Annotated in this window: 22 protein-coding genes; 1 reads left to right on the top strand and 21 read right to left on the bottom strand. The window is 52.7% G+C overall.

Going from position 1 to position 17654, the window contains the following annotated elements:
* Both OGY07_RS04035 and OGY07_RS04030 read right to left on the bottom strand, forming a co-directional pair.
* Nucleotides 1-420, bottom strand: coding sequence for a translesion error-prone DNA polymerase V autoproteolytic subunit (locus OGY07_RS04035; protein ID WP_020884462.1), 420 nt, complete (start codon nucleotides 418-420; stop codon nucleotides 1-3).
* A 214-nt stretch (nucleotides 421-634) separates the two neighbouring features.
* Complete coding sequence (locus OGY07_RS04030; protein ID WP_286598825.1) at nucleotides 635-1990, bottom strand: phage tail fiber protein; 1356 nt, start codon at nucleotides 1988-1990, stop codon at nucleotides 635-637.
* 131 nt (nucleotides 1991-2121) lie between these two features.
* Here OGY07_RS04030 and OGY07_RS04025 point away from each other — a divergent pair, with 131 nt between their 5' ends.
* Nucleotides 2122-2490 (top strand): hypothetical protein, encoded by a 369-nt coding sequence (locus OGY07_RS04025; RefSeq protein ID WP_286598823.1) that lies wholly within the window; start codon nucleotides 2122-2124, stop codon nucleotides 2488-2490.
* Here the strand turns inward: OGY07_RS04025 and OGY07_RS04020 are convergent.
* The 19 genes from OGY07_RS04020 to OGY07_RS03930 are packed head-to-tail and all read right to left on the bottom strand — an operon-like array spanning nucleotide 2455 to nucleotide 17654.
* Nucleotides 2455-3096: a DUF8377 family phage-derived protein gene (locus tag OGY07_RS04020; protein WP_165556927.1), complete on the bottom strand. Its 642-nt coding sequence runs from the start codon at nucleotides 3094-3096 to the stop codon at nucleotides 2455-2457. The two genes, OGY07_RS04025 and OGY07_RS04020, sit on opposite strands and share 36 nt — an antisense overlap.
* A complete protein-coding gene (locus tag OGY07_RS04015) occupies nucleotides 3093-3395 on the bottom strand; it encodes a hypothetical protein (protein ID WP_237770469.1) in 303 nt (100 codons plus the stop codon). The genes OGY07_RS04020 and OGY07_RS04015 overlap by 4 nt, the downstream gene beginning before the upstream one ends.
* Nucleotides 3389-6562, bottom strand: a complete 3174-nt coding sequence (locus OGY07_RS04010) for a TipJ family phage tail tip protein (RefSeq protein ID WP_286598817.1) — start codon at nucleotides 6560-6562, stop codon at nucleotides 3389-3391. Before OGY07_RS04010 ends, OGY07_RS04015 begins: the two co-directional genes overlap by 7 nt.
* A gap of 49 nt (nucleotides 6563-6611) precedes the next feature.
* Entirely contained in the window at nucleotides 6612-6884 is a 273-nt protein-coding gene (locus tag OGY07_RS04005; RefSeq protein ID WP_286598812.1) for a hypothetical protein, read from the bottom strand.
* Nucleotides 6881-7471 (bottom strand): tail assembly protein, encoded by a 591-nt coding sequence (locus OGY07_RS04000; RefSeq protein WP_286598810.1) that lies wholly within the window; start codon nucleotides 7469-7471, stop codon nucleotides 6881-6883. The genes OGY07_RS04005 and OGY07_RS04000 overlap by 4 nt, the downstream gene beginning before the upstream one ends.
* Nucleotides 7472-7529: 58 nt before the next feature.
* Complete coding sequence (locus tag OGY07_RS03995; RefSeq protein WP_200882527.1) at nucleotides 7530-7940, bottom strand: hypothetical protein; 411 nt, start codon at nucleotides 7938-7940, stop codon at nucleotides 7530-7532.
* A gap of 29 nt (nucleotides 7941-7969) precedes the next feature.
* Nucleotides 7970-8680 (bottom strand): C40 family peptidase, encoded by a 711-nt coding sequence (locus OGY07_RS03990; RefSeq protein ID WP_286598806.1) that lies wholly within the window; start codon nucleotides 8678-8680, stop codon nucleotides 7970-7972.
* A 1-nt stretch (nucleotide 8681) separates the two neighbouring features.
* Nucleotides 8682-9437: a phage minor tail protein L gene (locus OGY07_RS03985; protein WP_286598803.1), complete on the bottom strand. Its 756-nt coding sequence runs from the start codon at nucleotides 9435-9437 to the stop codon at nucleotides 8682-8684.
* On the bottom strand, nucleotides 9434-9781 hold the full coding sequence (locus tag OGY07_RS03980) for a phage tail protein (RefSeq protein ID WP_023343873.1): 348 nt from the start codon (nucleotides 9779-9781) through the stop codon (nucleotides 9434-9436). Before OGY07_RS03980 ends, OGY07_RS03985 begins: the two co-directional genes overlap by 4 nt.
* A 3-nt stretch (nucleotides 9782-9784) precedes the next feature.
* Nucleotides 9785-12928: a phage tail tape measure protein gene (locus tag OGY07_RS03975; protein WP_286598802.1), complete on the bottom strand. Its 3144-nt coding sequence runs from the start codon at nucleotides 12926-12928 to the stop codon at nucleotides 9785-9787.
* A complete protein-coding gene (locus OGY07_RS03970) occupies nucleotides 12912-13184 on the bottom strand; it encodes a phage tail assembly protein T (RefSeq protein WP_023292728.1) in 273 nt (90 codons plus the stop codon). Before OGY07_RS03970 ends, OGY07_RS03975 begins: the two co-directional genes overlap by 17 nt.
* Nucleotides 13185-13234: 50 nt before the next feature.
* Nucleotides 13235-13666, bottom strand: coding sequence for a phage tail assembly chaperone G (gene gpG, locus OGY07_RS03965; RefSeq protein WP_286598801.1), 432 nt, complete (start codon nucleotides 13664-13666; stop codon nucleotides 13235-13237).
* A gap of 10 nt (nucleotides 13667-13676) precedes the next feature.
* Nucleotides 13677-14420: a phage tail protein gene (locus tag OGY07_RS03960; RefSeq protein WP_001704116.1), complete on the bottom strand. Its 744-nt coding sequence runs from the start codon at nucleotides 14418-14420 to the stop codon at nucleotides 13677-13679.
* Nucleotides 14421-14427: 7 nt separating this feature from the next.
* Nucleotides 14428-14826: a phage minor tail U family protein gene (locus tag OGY07_RS03955; protein WP_000683284.1), complete on the bottom strand. Its 399-nt coding sequence runs from the start codon at nucleotides 14824-14826 to the stop codon at nucleotides 14428-14430.
* Entirely contained in the window at nucleotides 14823-15407 is a 585-nt protein-coding gene (locus OGY07_RS03950; RefSeq protein WP_023292731.1) for a phage tail protein, read from the bottom strand. Before OGY07_RS03950 ends, OGY07_RS03955 begins: the two co-directional genes overlap by 4 nt.
* A 9-nt stretch (nucleotides 15408-15416) precedes the next feature.
* Nucleotides 15417-15770, bottom strand: coding sequence for a head-tail joining protein (locus OGY07_RS03945; protein WP_048029717.1), 354 nt, complete (start codon nucleotides 15768-15770; stop codon nucleotides 15417-15419).
* A gap of 11 nt (nucleotides 15771-15781) precedes the next feature.
* Nucleotides 15782-16195, bottom strand: a complete 414-nt coding sequence (gpFI, locus tag OGY07_RS03940) for a DNA-packaging protein FI (protein WP_286598798.1) — start codon at nucleotides 16193-16195, stop codon at nucleotides 15782-15784.
* A gap of 45 nt (nucleotides 16196-16240) precedes the next feature.
* Nucleotides 16241-17266 carry a major capsid protein gene (locus tag OGY07_RS03935; protein WP_023292734.1) on the bottom strand — a complete coding sequence of 342 codons (1026 nt, stop codon included), beginning with the start codon at nucleotides 17264-17266 and terminating at the stop codon, nucleotides 16241-16243.
* 55 nt (nucleotides 17267-17321) lie between these two features.
* Entirely contained in the window at nucleotides 17322-17654 is a 333-nt protein-coding gene (locus OGY07_RS03930; protein ID WP_023292735.1) for a head decoration protein, read from the bottom strand.

Below are 17654 nucleotides of genomic sequence, written 5' to 3'. Positions count from 1 at the left end.
TCAGCTCGCCGATTTGACGATGAAAGTAACAACGCCGAAAACGTCCAGTGTGTCTTCACTGCCAACAACGATCGGACTGTAGGCGCTGTTCATAGGATTGAGTTGCACGGTCGGGCGCAGCTGCAGGCGTTTAACAGTGAACTCCCCTTCCACCGCAGCGATCACGATATCTCCATGCTCAGCTGTTCGCGAGCTGTCAACCACCAGCAGATCACCGTCACTGATACCGGCTTCGATCATAGAATCACCCGCGGCTTTGACGAAATATGTCGAACTCGGGTGAGCGACAAGTAACTCATTGAGATCAATGCGCTGTTCAACGTAATCAGCCGCTGGGCTTGGGAAACCACACTGTACTAAGTCACTGAAAAGCGGAAGAGCGATAATTTCTCGCAGTTCTGTTGGCCTGATGAATTCCATTGCACACACCTCAAATACTGTTTTTATATACAGTAGTTTTATTTGTAAGTGTCCGCAAGATACGGGCTCAACCGTAACTGTTTAAAGCTTCGCCGTTTCGTTTCTAAGTTTCTATGCCGATTCGAATTATGAATTTTGTAAATTTTATGCCAGTGGCTCTTTATGAGCAGATTTAAGCCGCCGCCCATTCTTGCACACGATGGGCAGCGGTTTTTTACGAGCCCTGTTCATGCTTTAAAGCCTCTTCCGTTTGTTTCTGATTCCAGATGCTGTCAGCTGGCATTTCTACACGAACGCTGACGAACTGGTCAGCCGGGATGTCAACCGGCTCGCCATCTGCCAATCCATCACGCTCATTCCTGGCAAATGCTGGCGCAGAAGGATGTTCGCGGTGATAGGTTTTTACCAGCACAGAGCCGTCTGCGTTAACCTCGTAGTCCAGCCATATAAGCGGTTGCTTATTCCTGTCTGTGGGAATCTCAAACCCTCCGTCGATACCTCCCCATGCAGCGTCTGAATTGAGTGCTTTACAGCCTTCAATAAGATATTGCCCGACATCCAGACGAGTGACCGTGACGCCTTCTGATTCGTCGTTAGTTTCATACTTACCATCAGTGAAGATTTTGACGACCGGGGATGCCTGCTTTATAAAGCCATTACTGTCTACAGCAGTATTTTTTGTGTCCCACAATGTTCTGCCATTTGTCGATGTAATTAAGTTCGTCTCGCTGATTCCACCTGCAAAAACTCTTATCGGGCCACCATTAAAATGGAAGTTGAGCACAGCAAATGTATCTCTGGTCCTGAAAAACAACGATGGGGAATACTGATAAAAAGGCGTATCACCGCTCGTAACTTGAGCATCATTTCTGAATGCACACAATCCCGTTCCCTGCGTTGTAAAGTTGTCGTTGACCAGAGAACTGAAATTAGTCGAGTTCGTTGTAATTGCACCATTAGCTAACCCAAGACCAAACATGCCGGGCTGCATGACATCATTGCTCGTTTTTCCTGTGTTTTTCGTTGCAGAAGTTCCCAGACCGAGGTTTTTGCGAGCGCCAGTTTCGGTTGTCGAACCAGTACCACCCTGCTCCAGAGACAGCGCTGTAGTGAGTCCGCTTAGCGAGGTAATGTCATCGTTTGCACCTTTTGCCGCCTTGCCTGAGAGAGTAGTGATAATGCTATTCCATGCTGGTCCCGTCCATTTCGTCCCATCCGGCAAAGTTACTGTTACATTGCCGTTTCCAGAAAAAATACTTTGCCAGTTCTGTTTGTCGTAATTCAGTCCACGCAGCGCTTCTGCACTTTGTGCCACCAGCGCAGCAGTTACCATGTTCAGCGCAACGCGGGGAACAGCTGACCAGGCCGCGCCGGCCTGAGTAGGCCCGGTAAAGTTGCTGACCAGCGTAAGTTGCGCATTACTCTCAACCGATTTAACGGGCAGCGTATAATCAACGCCACCCACAGTGGAGACAATAAAGTCACCTGCTGCGAGTTCGGTTGCGAATGAGGTTCCGGTACCGCCAACAATAGCGGACCCGTTTGTCAGGGTGATAGTTCCTGTAGACATATGCGCTCCTTTCGGGTAATAAAAAACCCCGCCGGAGCGAGGTCAAATTTTTGAGGATAAAAACCCTTTTGTGTTTGAGAAAAAACACATCATTAGATTAAAATTCACCCATAACAACAAAAGGGAATTACATGAAAACTCGTCTTTTACTCACAGCCATTACATTTTTTATGTTTGGCTGCTCTGGTCATGAAAGAGAATATAATTTCAAAATGGATTACCCAGTAGATGCTGCGCGCTTGTCACTTGGTGGTGATATTCACGTCAACATCGACTGTGTAAAAAGGAAAATTAACGTTATTTCTGATAGCAGCAATGGTATTTTTAGCCGCCATGTTAATAAGCGACTGAGTAACATTTGCTATAAGAAAGCAGATAATTTTGATGTCGTGTACCGGTTCGAGCCAGTAAAGGGAGTTAAGCAAAACATGATCGCCACGCATTACCCCCGCGTTCCACCTGCGTCAAATACCGACAAACTGAGCGATGGGGATTCGTAACCCACGCCCCTGAAGTGTCTGGCTCCAGTTGCGCTGATTTTTTGAGATGTATCGGCCCTGCAATTGCGAGCCAGTCCATTTCAGAGCAATACCTGAGTAACCAGTTACCCCTCCATCATCACTGAGGTTTCCGGGGCAATTATTTACCAGAATCCACGGTGTAAAGCTGAGGTTTAACACAAAGGTATTGTTCTGAAGGTCATAGTTCGCAGGGACATCAAAGAAGCCAACTACCCGGGGCATTTTCGATGCTGAAGCTGCGCTCCAGATAAGGTTTCCGGCACTATCGAAAACATCCAGGTAACCGCTCTGCATTCCGATGTTTCTCGTCGTTCGGATCATGCTGCCAGCATTATCTTCAAGAAGCTCAGCTCCAGGCAAACCATACTTATTCACATCAAGTTTAAGCCATCGCAATGTTCCGTCATTCCAGAACTGTTGCTGGGTGAAACCCAGTGTACTTCCGTCACCGAACGGGCTATCCACGCGGTAAAACCCTTTATCCGTAACAGCGCCCAGCGAGCGCTGATCATAAAAAAGGGTGGACCTGTTTTGTGAGTCAACGAGCAACTTCCCGGCACTGTTATAAACTTCGAATCCGCTCATTGAAAGTTATAAACCTCGACTGTGAAAGTGAATGCAGGGCTACCAGTGATCGGTAAATAGAATGCAGTAAAGCCGCCATTAAAAGCGCGGCAGTAATATTCATTCGCAGTTACCCCCGACGTTACAATCGTTATAAATGAGCCATCCTGAGTTACACCCGAAAAATAAACGTCTTTTACCGTTTCTCCAGCAGCAAACGTTACAGATGTGCTCCCTATATATCTGATTGCATAATCAGTTAGATCTACAGCAATACGCCCTGCACTATCCCAGCATTGTAAACCTTGCGGCATTACCATAACCCCATTCTGACGCGCAGCACGTTGTTGCTGTCGTAAATCTGAATAAGAGTGCTGGTTATCAGCATTCTTCCCCCTCCAGCTACGCCGTTAATTTCGAACGTCCCGTTTTTATCAATTCGCCATCCCTGCGACCCTGCAACATAATTATTTGACTGGATGAAATTGCCGATTTTGGCATTGGTGATCGTGCCATCCTGAATAAACGCTGAGCTGATAAACACCTGACCGTTTACCACCGCGAACGGCGAATACTGGGTATCACCACTGCCGCTCATCAGCACGAACTGGTTAGCGTTGAAACCAACCCGCGTGACTACCGGCTTCCCTGCCTCTGCAAGCACTGCAATAGACATCCCGGCGTTGTACATCACCCCGTTTATTCTCACGCCCGTTTTGAGGGTGTAGATTGCCGAAGCACCGGAGGCATCTACGACAGCTGTAAGCTTGTCTTCCAGGGAAGCGGTAACATCCTCAATCTGCGCCTGCACCTGCGTCGAAAGTTCGGCCATTGCATTATCAACTTCAGCAATCGTCGTTTTAACCACCAGAATATCGGCACGCACTTCTCCGTATTGTGCCCACTGGTGCTCAACAGTTCCGTGGTTCGCCAGGGCGTTCTGTAGAATTCCCTCAATGTTGGTATCGATGTCACCGGTGAGGCGTTCCCCGTCGGCAGAGGTTAGGAAATCGTCTGCGATATCTCCAAGATAATCATCGGCGTTATCGTTAGACATCCCCCTTACCCAGTCGGTATACCCAGATTCGTTACCTGTTCTGTCGACCAGCTGCGCGCGGTACCAGAATTCCTGCCCTGCTTTAAGGCCGAGCTGGGTGTATTCCGCAGATGGATAAGGCACGTCTGAGAGTAATATTGGATCCGAAAAGTCACTGTTGGCAGTGTACTGAATTTCCGTTTTTAGCGTATCGCCGGTGTTTGCCGGGAACCCCCAGTTAAGACGAATCCCCCAGTTAATGCCCGTGGCTGTGAATCCTACTGGCTTAGGCGGATTACCTACTTTGCCGGTCAGTGTCTTCTCTTCTGAATATCCCCACCCGGAAGAAATTTCAGCGGCATTAATTGCGCGCACGCGCACCAGGTAGCGCCCGGCATAAATCCCAGGGACGTCAAATGACGTGGTGGAGCTGCGAGGCATGTTCACCCAGTTTCCGTCGTTGCGGCGCCACTGTCCCTCATAGGCAATAGCATTTTGTGCCTGGTCCCAGCTCACGCGCATGGTCTCGACGCTGATATTCTGCTGAACCACAGAAAACGAGCTGATCACGATGTTCGCAGGCGGCGACTGGTTACCCGGCGGGACCACGCTCACCGGCCGCTGGTCGATGATGGCTCCGGTATCAATACGGTCATATTTATCCGGATCGTGCCATGCGGCGGTAATCGAGAAAGTGCCATCATCGTTATCAGAAACGCTGACAACACGATACTGCTGCGCGTAAAGCTCGTCAGATTCAACCACCCAAACAGCTTCGGCCTGCGGCGTCTCACTGTATGCCGTGGTGACTGTGACTGATTCACCGTTCACGGCCTGAATGGTCCTGCTCTGTGATGCTCCGGAAGGTAGGTTGAGAATAAGGCGATCACCAGCTGCCGCATCTGCCACGCGGTCAAGTTTAATAACGCGACCGTTGACGGCGCTGATGCGGCCGCCCATCACCTTTCCGGATAGTAGCTCGTCTGCCACGGCGATGATGTACCCCGGCTGCGGAATGTTTCCGTCGAGCCCGACATCAAACGAAACAACGCGATCCTTGTTGTTGGTGAGGATGCCCCAGCGGCCTTTTCGGTTTGCTTCAGACTGCCTGGTACAGCCGATGGCTGTCATTTCCAGCTGATTGAAACCGTACCGCGCCACCAGCGCCTGCTCAAATACCGGCTCCATCGCGTCGGCGTAAGCATTACCGGGATCAGACCATGATACCAGCGCTGTGGTGTAGCGGCTTTTCGTGGTGCTGCTCGAATAGGTGAAGCGACCGCCAACAACGTTAGCGCGCGTGTAGCTGTAATCAACATCGCGCGGCATGTCAGCCAGGGCAACAATCTGATCACCGCCCCAGTAGGTCATACCACGGAAGATAGCAGCAAAATCACGCAGGACTGTGTAGGCGTCGTTCCGGTCCTGGATGTACACGTTACAGGTATAACGTGGTTCGGTACCGTTGCCCCCCTTGCCGTCTGGTACCATCTGATCGCAATACTGGGCAACCTGATACAGCGTCCATTTATCGATATTCGCAGCAGTCAAACGGTGGCCGAGGCCGAACCGGTCAGAAACAACCAGATCGTAAAATATCCACGCCGGATTATCCGTCCATGCCCACTTAAACGCACCGGTCCATGTACCGCTGTACGTTCGTGTTTCAGGGTCATAGTTATCTGGCACACGAATAACACGCCCGCGAGGCTCGCAGGAGATCTGCGGGATAGAGCCGTTAAACTGGCTGGAATCGAATTCGATGTAGAGTAGCGCTGTGTTGGGATAGCGTAACTTGGCGTCAATCACCTCAGTGAAGCTCTGCAGCGTCATCGTGTCGCCGATCTTCGCGCTGTTGGCGTCAGAGGTAATCTTACGCAGACGGATTGTCCAGGTGCTGCCAGCCTGCGGTAAATCGATACGGTGGCTGCGCTCATAACCAGATGTCGTTTTTCCGGTCACGCTGGTATTGAGTATTGTCTGCCATGCCCCCCCGTCAGTCTGCAGGTCAATCGCATAATTGACCGAGTAACCCACCAGATCGCCGTCGTCCTCCTGTTTGAAAAGCGAGGGCCATTTCAGACGCAGGCGAACTGCTGAAAGCTGCGTATTGGTAAACGTGCGCGTCCAGGCTGTAGCGCTTGATACCTCAGTTCCTACGCTGATTTCGTTTTCGGTACCGGGAATACCCTGAATATATTTTTGCGCCTGCGTTCCTGCGCGAAACTCCCACGTTACGCCGCTGAAGTTTTGGGAGCCGTCAGCGTTCTCCAGGGCTGTTCCGTCCAGGTAGATATCTTTGCCGGTTAGCTGCCCTGCAAACTCCCCTTCACCAAGCGCAACGAGGATTTTTGCCTTCGCTACAGATTGCAGGTCATCAGGCTGTTCGGTAGGGGTACGGGAACTTGAGCTGCCGCCCTTGCGGCCTCTAATCGGAGTAGATGTAGCCATATTGCGCCCATAAAAAAGCCACCCTGAGGTGGCTTATTGCAAGAGAGAATTAATTAGATATTTTTTCGCTAAATGGGTTTACAAAATCAGCTTCTGCTTTGAAAAACTGACAATCACTGGAAGACGTTACTGATACTGGAATACCGGTATCTTCAACTTCATATAGCTTTGAATATTTATCAGAAACTTTGCCAGAAAATTTCTCGCGGCAAATAAACTCTCCGCCACGGGTTACTATTACTGTTGCATTTCCGCCGATTAGGATTCCTTCATCAACAATATGATGCAGGCCTGAAATGGTCAGTCTTAAATATTTCTTCATTGTTGATCCTCAACGTAAATCCCGGCTGAAATAATCGCGCCGCCTATGCGTCGGCGACCATAAAGAAGCGGTACCGGATAGCCCTGCGCAGCGGTGTTTGTGGCTCCGCCGAATGCGTATGAGGCGCGGTTATCTGCGCTTTGTTTGCTGGCTAATCCGGTTGGTTGAGGTGAAAGCATTTGCACAACACCACCAAGGATCAAAGCGCCACCAGCTTGATAGAAAAATGGTGATGCTCCTGCAAATGGTGTGAAATTCAATACCACCCCTACTGCTACTAACACCGCACCTAAAATAGTTTGTAATACACCTGCTTTTTTACTTCCAATCGGCACTGGTACTATTCTTATAACCTCACCCTTAACAGGAAAACCTAATTCATCAATGCCTATATTTTTCTTCCCACGAAAAACCGCATAAGAAAGTCCTCTTTGCTTACTCGTATTCATGAATTTTTCGAAACCATTAATCGTAGCAGATAAGGCTTTGCAGGCTTCTTGGGTTGTGCTTAACGAGCGATAATGTGTTTTACCAAAAGTCTTTCCTAGAACGCCGCCAAGTTCAATGCGTGTCATTACATCTGCCATGAATCACCCCGGTAAAAAAAACCACCCGAAGGTGGCCTTTTAGTATTAAAAATAGAATCTAGTTTATCGACATCGGGAGTATGTCCACATTCCCACTTTGGTCGATAAATATCCTTAAAGCTCGTGGAGCATTTTCTTTTATTGAAAACTCCCGTTCTTTTTTAGGTGCGCCATTACATAGGCCTTTCCCAGCAAACCCTGCTCCGACCAATACATCGCCAGGGTTTAAGAAAGCAGTGACTTTTTCACCAGTATCAAGTTCAGCCAGATACTTACCATTGATATAGGTTGTAATAGCGCACCCACCAGCAACGAAACCTTTATCGCGAATGATAGTCACGGCAGTTGTGTTTGTTTTCTGTTGAAATTCTTTTGGTGCTGATACTTCTTTTGCATACTGCGGGAGAACTGGCTCTGTCGAACAACCAGCCATAATTAACAATGAAAATGCCAATAATGTTTTTTTCATATCCCTAACCCCTTTGGTTTTGCAAAAGGTTAACACAGAGATTTGTAACGTAAAATCTTCATCGTCCGTTCCTGCCAGTAACCACCATATGGTACGCGCTGGCTAAGATGCCCGTACAGATGATGCAGTAGCATATTGCCTTCAAGCAGGATCCCCGCGTGATTCCATTTATCGGCTTGGACCTGCATGATCACCATATCGCCTGGCCTCGGCGGTCCGTCGAGCTCTCTGAAACCGCACTCGTACCAGCAATCCTGATAGAAGTTGTCCGGGTAGCTGTTTTCCCACCAGGGATAATCGACGCGGTAATCATGGAGCTCGATACCGTGGTTCTGGCGAAAATAGCTCATGACCAGACCCCAGCAGTCAAAGTGACCAAGCACAAACGGACGCTCCAGCAGCGGCAGTTCTCCGCGCGGCTGGATGGTACGTAAATCCCCCTCCGGCCAGCTCACGATGTGCCAGGGTAAAAGCGTTGCATCGCATTGCGCTTTATCCAGTTCGCTTGGTTGCGTCGTGGCATCAGGATGACTGTGAGCGATGGCGATCACAGTTCCCCAGTCTTCAGCTGCTGCGTAATCTTCCGGACAAAGAACAAAATTGTCCTCTGGCGCCACTGCAAGATTACAGCACGGAAAATAACGTTCAACGCGGCTTTTCTGCGCCACCACGCCGCAACACTCGCGAGGATACTCTGCTGCAGCATGAGCCATAATCGCATCGATGGTTTTCTTACGCATATCAGCTCCTGATCAAAGACGTGCCAGGGAACCCACCGAACGGCAGTTCGTTGCCGTCTCCATGCCGGAGCTTACAGGCCGTAAGCGTGCCGGGGCATTCATCTAGCGACGGATCGCTTACTGGGTTGTTGTTTTTATCGAAATAGCGGGTACCGGCATAGTCGCAGCCGTCGCCGGTGCGATACTTGTTCCGGATGCACCAGGTACAGAGCGAATGCAGCTGGCGCGTCGGAATCATCAATCCCTGCAGGTCCATCGGACTGGAAAGTGTGAACTCCACAGACTCGTTTGTCTCTGCGCTTTTGGCATCGATGTAAAATACCTTCACCTTTTCCTGCGTAGGGTCTGCCGTGGCGTTCCCGCCTGGAAAATTTCTGGAATCAAGGTAGTTCGCCAACGTATCATGGATCGTGACCTTCGCCTGCAGCAGATCATCATAGGCAAGACAAAGCGCAGTGACAGAGCTGTCGAGGTTAGCAACCGATAACTTAGGCTGTGCGCTGCTCCCATTGGTGGAGGCCTCAATTCCCTCAATATGACAAGGCCACGCTTTATATTCCTGCCCCTGCCACCATATGGATTTCGCAGGCAATTTGCTTTCATCCCCACCAGCAGCATCAATCTCCTCTGGTGTATGCGCGATATTATACGCATGGAAGCAAAGCACATCTGGCATACCGAAGTCGGTGCAATCCACAGTAAAAAGCCGGACAGAATTCCCCGGCTCGAGTTTTTGATAATCAGCATGAAGGCTCATGGTGCAAATGCCTGTTCAAACGTTGCTGTTACGGTTTCCACTTTTTTATTCAGGGTGACTCGCTGAAGGCTGTCAGCCTCAACACGCCAGAGGGCTAAATCACCACCAGGTGGAGTGAATGTGAAAGACTTGGTTTTATGCCTCCGCAGAAATGAATGAATCTCTCTGGCTATTACCGGATCGCCGGTAAAAGAAAAGGCATAATTTAGAACCTCATCGTTCAGGCCAGAACCACTTACCTGCTTGTACCCATCACCGAACTGCGCCGTTCTGACTGTATCTTTGCTGCTCAGAGTGGGCTGGCTTGCTGCCTGAATCTTCCATGCAAAATGCTCTATGGCCATCATTTACCTCTGTTTAGTGGCATTCCAGATGATTCCCCCAGGCCTTGTTTCGCGCGCGATACCTTCGCGGACCGAACGATCAACAACTTTCTGATAAGCCTGAGCAAGTGCACCATCGCCACTCTGTGGCTGCTTCGTATCGTTAGACTGCGCTGTAGTCACTGAAACGGGTGCGTAAACGTTAATCCCACCGATACCAGAAGCTGCTGCGCTCCCCCCGCCGACCAGACCACCGGAGGCATACCCGCGCATCAGCCGATAAAGATTGGCCACGCCGATGCGGCTGGTTGACTCTTTGGTGAAGACGAACTCCCCGCGGTGAACGATACCGGCTGGCTCGTACTTGCCGCCGTGCCCGGTAAAGCCGCCTGCGTCAAAGCCCGTAGGGCGGAAAGACGGTACAGAAAATGACTGACCTGCAGATGCTGTATTGGTACCGCCACTCACCCAGCCCATTGCGCTCTGGATGGTGTAGGCCACCAGCAGCTGGTTGATAACGGAGACAATCATTTTAAGGATCGAGCTGGTGAAGTCCCTGAAGCTCGCCTTCCCGGTTGTCGTCAGGCTGGTAAGCTGACCCGCCAGCCCGCTGAACGTAGCCTGCGAAATCTGCTGAACAGAGCTGAAAACGTTTGTCGCTGAATCCTGATATTCGGCCCAGCCCTGTTTCGCACCGGCCAGCCAGTTTGCGCGCAGGGCATCTTCAGCCTCGAACGTCGCCCTTTGCTCTTCGAGAACCTTTTGCTGCGCCTGAGGGTTGTACGAATAGCTTTCGCTGAGACGCTGCAGCGTAGTTTGTCGCCCGGCTTCCCGGGTGGATACCCCCTCAGACTGAGCCTGCAGGCCCGCCCTGGCGGCTTTTTGCTGCTGCTCAAACTTCACGGCCTGATCGGCCAGCTGGTTGAGCTTTTGCTGGCTGGCAACCTTATCGCCCAGATCGGCCAGCTGCCGCTTGTACTCGAGCGTTTCTTCCTTGTGCGCCAGCAGGGATTTTTCCTGCGCCGTAAGCTGACGACGACCAGCAGCCTCCTGCAGAACGGTGAACTGATTTTCAGTTTGCCAGAGGTCCTGACGCTGTTTGCTTATGACGTCGTTCACGCTGGTATGCTGCTCAAGCGTTTTAAGCTGGGCCTGAAGGGTGAGAAGTTCGGCCTGCGCCTTTTCCTCGGCTTTATCCCCGGCGGGCGTTGAGTAGCTTTTGCCTTTCGGCGTTTTTGGATCCTTCCACTGCTTTTCAATCCCGGCACGGGCAGCGGCAATGTCCTTTTCAGTCCACAGCGTGGCGACACCGTCTTTCGCATCCTGGCGGTTTTTCTCAATAAGCTGACTGAGCTTTTTCTCTGCTGAAGCCCTCTTTTCTGCCGCCGTCGCGCCGGACTCCACCAGCTGGTTAAACTGCTGCTGGTTGCGGATTGCCTGAGCCTGCTGGTCCGTCCGCATTTTTTCCCGCGCGGCTGCCAGCCCTTCCTGGGCATATTGCTGATCGGCAAGATCGTAAGCCTGCTTTTTCAGCTCCACCTGCTGGCGCGCGTTTCTCAGCCTTTCCGCATCCGCTTTCTGCAGAACGTTGTTACCGGCATAATCCGGGTCGACTTTAAGATTGCTGGACAGCGCGCGGTACTCTTTCTCTGCTGCCTGCCATTCAGCAAAAGAGTCCTGGCGCTTCATCGCGGAGTCAGGATTACGCCCTATGCCAAGCATCGCATCCCATGCGCCGGAGGCGGCATTCTTCACCCAGTTCCAGGCTTTTTCGAGGGAGCCAAGATTATCCTCGACCGCCCCGGCGCGCTGAATGACCGCGTCGGAATATGCCCGCATGGCCAGCTCGGCAGCTTTCTGCGAATCCCCCAGCGCCTGAGCAGAAGCTATCTGTTCATACTGGGTGGCCGTCAGAAAGTGAAGGGAATCGTTGAGCGTAGCGACCGCGTTAACCGGATCATCCTTCAGGCGTTTAAACTGATTTATGGTTTCGTCAACGGCCTGCCCGGTAGCCTGCTGCAGCCTGGCGGCAACATTGCTGACCATGCTGACGTCATTCCCGCTGAACGCGCCGCTTCCAACGACCTGCGCCAGCACGCCTGCAGCGGCATGCTGCGTGATGCCATTACCGGCCAGCGAGCGCGCCAGCGCCTGAAGCTGCCCTGACGTTTTCCCCGCGTAGTTCCCGGTCAGGATCAGCTGCCTGTTAAATTCCTCAGACTCTTTGCTGCCGTCATACCAGGCCTTACCCAGCCCGAATACCGCCGCGGCAATCCCACCAACCAAGCCGGCGATCCCCAGGCCGCGCAGCGACAGCAGCTGGTCTATCCATCCTGCCCGGTTCGCCAGCGTGATCCCGGAGCCGCGCAGCGCACCGAAGTTACCGCGCATGACCTCGCCGATAAGTACCCCCAGCTCCTGCCGGGCTGCAGCACTTTGCAGCCCCAGACCGTGCGTGGCCACTTTGGCAGCTTCAAGCTTGCGGATATAGACCTCAGCCGCATCGCTGGCACCGACCTGCGCCGCCTTCATGCGCAGCAGCTCGGTACCGGAGAGCTTTTGCTCTGCAACCTGTTGCTTCAGCTGGCTGAGGAATCGCGTGCGTGCGGCGGCCGATTTTTCCTCCACGATCTGCAGTTCTTTTTGCCGGGCCGTGGTGCGGGAAATAAGGGCGAGATAATCCTGCTGGGTTATGTTGCCCTGTGCCCTGGCTGCGCGAAAGCGCGCCTGCACGTTCGCAAGCGACTGTGTTTCACCATTGAGCTGGCGAACGCCGTCAATCTGGCGGAAAAATGATGCCGCCAGTTCATCCTGTCGGCGGGCAAGCGCTGCAGCCTGCCCGTCATTCTCACGCATGCGTTGGTTAAGTTCGGTCACGCGGCGATGAGTTTCATCAACGGACCTGGAAACGTTCTGCCAGTCTTTTGTCAGCCCTTCGGTTGCGGCTGACTGACGGGCTTTCATGTCTGCGGCGGCCGCCGCGCCAGCGTCGCCCACACTCTTTAGTGCAGCGCTCTGACGGTCCGCAGCACGCTGCATTCGCGCCTGAACTTTATCAGACTCATCCGCCATTCCTGTCAGTTGCCCTTTGATTCGGGCGACCTGCTCGCTGAAGGTTGCGCGGTCAACATCCAGCTTAATAACCAGATCGCTAATCTGCTGGGCCATATCGGATACCTCCTGTGATCCCCTCAGCGGCGGTCATCAGCGTGTCATCATCCGGCTCGTCATCGCTGATGACGACATCCGAAGGAGAAAGCAGGCTGAAATGTGCGGGGGTAAGTTCCGGGTCGCGGAAGAAAAGAGTGGAGATGGAATAAAGCAGCTCTGAGAAATGCGCATCGAGCTGCGCGTCCTGAAAATAATGCTCCCGGTAGAACTGGTGCCAGTCGCCCAGCTCACTGGAAGTCATTCCAGCCAGCATGGCGCGCCAGTCGGGTCGCCCGAACTCGCGCGCCAGATTCAGGACAAACTTCAGCTCGCTGGCAAGGGCTTTTCCGCCGTAACGGGTTCTGCGCTTTCGGCCTCCGCTGAGGCATCCGGATCGGCAGCGTTGTCATCCTCAACCGGAACGAGCATGCCGGAGAGCAGCTTTATTTCCATTTCTGCTTTACCGATCGCCTCCGGCGGCCAGCCGCTAAGCACCTGCTGATAAAGCGTCTCCACATCCGTACCAGCCGGATCGTTATGCCACAAAGACATCGCAATCAGACGCGCACCGCAGCGAATATTTGAGCCAATCAGCCTGGCCGTCATTTCCTGATCGCTGATGCCGTCGCTGTCAGCGCTGACGGCCTTTTCCTCTGCGGCCATAAACGTGATGTACTCAATACGCTGCAGCGCCGACAGCTCGAAGATGGTCAGTGATTCTTTTTGCCAGGTGAACTTCTCTTTTTTCAGAAACATGCGTCCTTCCTTACGCTGCAGTTACGGTGACTTTGCAGACCGCAACGAAATTACCGTCGCTGGTCATAACAATAACGTCAGCGGTGCCTGCCGCCACGCCGGTGACGGTGATCGCGTTGCCGCTAACGGTGACCGTTGCTTTTGCCCCGTCTGAGGTTGCCACGCGGAACGAGGTATCTGAGGCGCTGGCAGGGTTAACCGTCACATTGAGCGTTGTGGTTGCGCCGACGGCCACGCTTGCCGTGGCTTTATCGAGAGTAACGCCGGTCACGGGGATATTCGGGGTACCGCTTTCTTCTGCCAGTTCCGGCTTGCCGGTATTGGTGATTTTCGCTGTACGGGTAATGACCTCTTTTGCCGGAATGGCTTTACCCAGGCTGCTGCACCAGCCGCGGAAAACGTCGACGGTACCGTTCGGGTATTTGATTTTGTAATAGCGTACTGAGCCATCAATAAACCATGCGACCAGGTCTTTTTGCCCTTCTTCGCCCGGCTTCCAGGCGAGGGTGAACGAGGTATCGCCAGCAGATTTTGCACCCTGGGCCGTCGCGTTCCAGTCGGCATCCTCGTCGTCGAGGTAAGTGTCGTCATACGATTCGGCGGTCATTTCGCCCGGCGTCAGCTCTTTGATTTTCGCCAGGCGATTCCAGTCGATATCAGAGAGTGGGTTAGCGAAAGCGTTGCCCGTTCCGGTGTAAAGCCAGAGCGTCGTACCGGCGCCTTTTACAGGAGCAAGTGGATTTGGTGTTGGCATGTTTTCCTCACATTTCGTAAGTGATTGAATATTTCATATCGGCGGAGGTCCACAGCCCCATCGCATCATCGCGCTGGTAATCGAAGCCTTGTGGAACCATGAGCGTTAACAGTGAATCGAGGCCGGGAACATCAGCGAGGGCCGGATAGATATGGCTTTCCATCCATTCATCCAGTTCGGAATCTGGTACCTGCGAGGACAGGAAGACCTCGATATGTAGCGTTGCCGCCCACATATCGGCATCAAGTTCTTCGCCGGTATACTCCGCATCGGTCAGATAGACCGCGACGGCAGGAAAATCCTCCTCCTCAATGACAGCCGGGCGCCCGTCAAAAAACATGACGTCGATCCCGATGGCCTCTTCAAGCACATCAATAATTTTCTGGCGAATGAGAGTGTGTTTCATCGTGTCAGATGCAACCTCAGTTGTTGCCTGAGGGCATAGCCAAGTTGTTTTGGCATTTCCTCTTCAAGCATGCGTTTCTTCTCTGCTTCGAAAGCAGTAGTGAGGGGCGCGGACAATGGGATTTTGACCACGTCGATGGGATAACGACTTTTTCCTGCAATGCGCTTCATGACGTGCCAGCGGCCGTTCGCCAGGCGCTGGATAAAGGCGTCGCGAAAAACATAACGGCCAATTCTCAGCACGCTACTTTTTCGAACCAGCGGGCCTTTTCTGTTCGTCGCCCTGACCTGCGCGGCACCGAGTTTGATGGCGGGAAGGTTGCCCCGGTTAACCTTAATTCGGGCCGCTGAGTGCCCGGAAGCCGAGGCTTTGTTGATTCTCACCCTTTGTCTGACCAGCTTTACAGGTATCCCCGAAACGCGGTTATCACCGGCTACCGTTTCTTTCGCCACCCTTCGGACGGCAACCGAGACGCCATTAGCAGCAACCCGGTTCACAGCCCATGCGCTGGCATTGGGAACCATATTTCTGTCCAGGCTATCCAGGTTAGCAATCGCCTGCTCAAGACCTTTTATCGACATGAATGCTCCTTAACGACGCCGCGATCCGCCGGGAGGTGATCCACTACCCAGCCATACATGGCAGGAACCGCAATCATCCGGGCCCACGCGATCAACCCAAAATTCACGCCCGTTTACCTTCAGCGTGTCCAGACGTTCCAGCCCGCTTACATCCGATGAGTTCACAAAAAACGTCGGCTTGGTTCCGTCAATTCTGATCCCCGCTTCTGCGAAACCGATGTTCTCTGGATCGTCAAAGACCCCGCGGAGCGTGACGCCGGATAAAGATCCAGAGGTTATCCTTGCCTCTGCGCCCATCACTCCACGTATAGTGGTATCCGCGCGCGCCATCGCTTCATCAAAAAGATTATCGAAATCAGCCATTAGGCCCCCTGTCAGACTTCCCGGGCCAGCCCCTGAGAAACCAGTTCGGTAGCCTCCGCGTCGGTCACGCGAATAACGACACCAGGCTCAACAATTGAGAGGGACTCGTTGCGTGTGGCGTGAAGTGCAACAATGTGCAAGGTCACCAGCGTCTCAACCGCCACCAGCTCGCCGGGTTCATTTGACGCAGGATTCTCGGTAATAGAGCCAGAGGTGTTCTCTGGGCCGGGCTGGCCCGAGGTGCTGCCAGCAGTAGTGCTGGCAACGGACACCTCAGCGCCCTCTTCTCCGTCTTCGTCGAGTTCCTCTTCGAGCTCAGTAATACGTAACGTAAGCTCCTGGATGGTGCCTGTGACGTTGACCTCACGATCAAGCTTTACGCCCAGCTCTTTCAGTCGGGCGATAAGGGTTTCTTTTTCTGTCATGGGAAATACTCCAGAAATGTGGCCCAACAGGGCCACTGGGGAAAGTTATGCCAGCTTGACTGAAACGAACGCGTCCGGATCTGGCAGCAGCATCAGCGGAGCTGACTGAATCATGGTGAACTCGCGAGCCGGGTCGCCCGTTTGCACCCAGTTTTTCGGATAGCGCGTTGAAGCATTAATGCCTTCACGCTGTGCATCTGCATCCAGAATGCAGCCATAGGTACGCAGACCGCGCGCCTGGGTATTTCCCAGCACCATTGTCAGATCCGGCAGGTAGTTCTTTTTGACGTCATCCTCGATGTACTGACCGGAGTACACAACGATGGCCACGTCGCCATACATCCCCTTATAAGAGACGGCCATTCCCAGGTCTTTCACGGCGGTTTCCAGCTCAGAGCTCGAGCCGCGACGCGTATCCAGCTTTTCCTTCACCGCGTCAAAGGAGCGGAACAGCGCCCAGCCCTTTGGATCGAAGACGATAATGTTGACCACACCACTGGCGTTAAGCGCGTACGCTTCAATATCATCGGTCGGGTCGTACGTTTTTTTGTCGCGAGAAGACCAGGCTGCTGCACCCGCCTGGGTGATGTTGTTACCGGCACTGCGTCCCATATCAACTTCAACCGGCTCAAACGCTTCCCCGGTCATGGTGTATTTACCACTGAGGACTGCAGCAACGGCCTGCTTTTCTTCTACCTGCGCAATTGCAAGCTCTTCATCTTTCATGTTCTGAAGAATGATGCGTCGGCGGCGATAGGCAGGGTCGGCCAGATTCTGTGGATCTTCATCAGGCAGGCGGCGGAGGGTCATCAGCGGATTCACTTCGTGTTTTGGCTTCACATACCCCGGCGTAAATTCCGACGTGCTGCCACCACGGGAACGAATCACTTTCCCGGAGACAATCGGCGATACGTACAGCGCCATATTGACCATGCCCGGAATTTGCGACAGGTAGACTTTTTCTGTACTGAAGGGATAAGTTTCGCGAAAGAAGATACGCAGGAAGAGCGGATCGAACTTGAATTTCTTCTCATTGACCGCCAGAAGCTGGGCTGTTGTGTAAACTGACATAGATTTTTCCCGTAAAAAAAGCCGCATAAGCGGCTTTTATGAAAGTTGAGGGTGATTAAACGATGCTGATCGCAGTACCTGCGAACGCGTTACGCTTGATATTTTCGTCGGTAACGGCAGATGGCCAGAGCACATCTTCGATGCGGAAAGAACCGGATTTATAGAATGCCAGTTCAGCACTGCTCTGGTCAGCGGTAACCGCCAGAATGCCGGTAGCTGCACCTGCATGCTCGCCGTCCCAAACGGTTAGCTTGCCGGACGTAGCATCGAGCATGAGCGGGGTCATTGCCGGGGTGGATGCTGTCAGTTCGCCCGGTGCATACGCGGTGTGTGCCGGATCGCTGTTACCGAGCGGCTGGTGATGAGTAAATACTTCTGTGATTGCCAT

The sequence above is a fragment of the Citrobacter sp. Cs237 genome (assembly GCF_030332325.1).
In the GTDB taxonomy this organism is placed as follows: domain Bacteria; phylum Pseudomonadota; class Gammaproteobacteria; order Enterobacterales; family Enterobacteriaceae; genus Citrobacter_A; species Citrobacter_A sedlakii.
The sequence above is the reverse complement of the archived record's forward strand: the minus strand, read 5'-3'. Positions and strand labels throughout refer to the sequence as shown.

Bases quoted from the DNA above. Each gene is read 5' to 3' on its own strand.
- OGY07_RS03945 (WP_048029717.1), bottom strand. From the start codon at position 15,770: ATGGCTGATTTCGATAATCTTTTTGATGAAGCGATGGCGCGCGCGGAT.
- OGY07_RS04030 (WP_286598825.1), bottom strand. From the start codon at position 1,990: ATGTCTACAGGAACTATCACCCTGACAAACGGGTCCGCTATTGTTGGC.
- OGY07_RS03970 (WP_023292728.1), bottom strand. From the start codon at position 13,184: ATGCTGGCTGGAATGACTTCCAGTGAGCTGGGCGACTGGCACCAGTTC.
- OGY07_RS03930 (WP_023292735.1), bottom strand. From the start codon at position 17,654: ATGGCAATCACAGAAGTATTTACTCATCACCAGCCGCTCGGTAACAGC.
- OGY07_RS04010 (WP_286598817.1), bottom strand. From the start codon at position 6,562: ATGGCTACATCTACTCCGATTAGAGGCCGCAAGGGCGGCAGCTCAAGT.
- OGY07_RS03980 (WP_023343873.1), bottom strand. From the start codon at position 9,781: ATGGCCATAGAGCATTTTGCATGGAAGATTCAGGCAGCAAGCCAGCCC.
- OGY07_RS04000 (WP_286598810.1), bottom strand. From the start codon at position 7,471: ATGGCAGATGTAATGACACGCATTGAACTTGGCGGCGTTCTAGGAAAG.
- OGY07_RS04025 (WP_286598823.1), top strand. From the start codon at position 2,122: ATGAAAACTCGTCTTTTACTCACAGCCATTACATTTTTTATGTTTGGC.
- OGY07_RS04020 (WP_165556927.1), bottom strand. From the start codon at position 3,096: ATGAGCGGATTCGAAGTTTATAACAGTGCCGGGAAGTTGCTCGTTGAC.
- OGY07_RS04005 (WP_286598812.1), bottom strand. From the start codon at position 6,884: ATGAAGAAATATTTAAGACTGACCATTTCAGGCCTGCATCATATTGTT.
- OGY07_RS04015 (WP_237770469.1), bottom strand. From the start codon at position 3,395: ATGGTAATGCCGCAAGGTTTACAATGCTGGGATAGTGCAGGGCGTATT.
- OGY07_RS03995 (WP_200882527.1), bottom strand. From the start codon at position 7,940: ATGAAAAAAACATTATTGGCATTTTCATTGTTAATTATGGCTGGTTGT.
- gpFI (WP_286598798.1), bottom strand. From the start codon at position 16,195: ATGACAGAAAAAGAAACCCTTATCGCCCGACTGAAAGAGCTGGGCGTA.
- OGY07_RS03990 (WP_286598806.1), bottom strand. From the start codon at position 8,680: ATGCGTAAGAAAACCATCGATGCGATTATGGCTCATGCTGCAGCAGAG.
- OGY07_RS03950 (WP_023292731.1), bottom strand. From the start codon at position 15,407: ATGTCGATAAAAGGTCTTGAGCAGGCGATTGCTAACCTGGATAGCCTG.
- OGY07_RS03935 (WP_023292734.1), bottom strand. From the start codon at position 17,266: ATGTCAGTTTACACAACAGCCCAGCTTCTGGCGGTCAATGAGAAGAAA.
- gpG (WP_286598801.1), bottom strand. From the start codon at position 13,666: ATGTTTCTGAAAAAAGAGAAGTTCACCTGGCAAAAAGAATCACTGACC.
- OGY07_RS03955 (WP_000683284.1), bottom strand. From the start codon at position 14,826: ATGAAACACACTCTCATTCGCCAGAAAATTATTGATGTGCTTGAAGAG.
- OGY07_RS04035 (WP_020884462.1), bottom strand. From the start codon at position 420: ATGGAATTCATCAGGCCAACAGAACTGCGAGAAATTATCGCTCTTCCG.
- OGY07_RS03960 (WP_001704116.1), bottom strand. From the start codon at position 14,420: ATGCCAACACCAAATCCACTTGCTCCTGTAAAAGGCGCCGGTACGACG.
- OGY07_RS03975 (WP_286598802.1), bottom strand. From the start codon at position 12,928: ATGGCCCAGCAGATTAGCGATCTGGTTATTAAGCTGGATGTTGACCGC.
- OGY07_RS03985 (WP_286598803.1), bottom strand. From the start codon at position 9,437: ATGAGCCTTCATGCTGATTATCAAAAACTCGAGCCGGGGAATTCTGTC.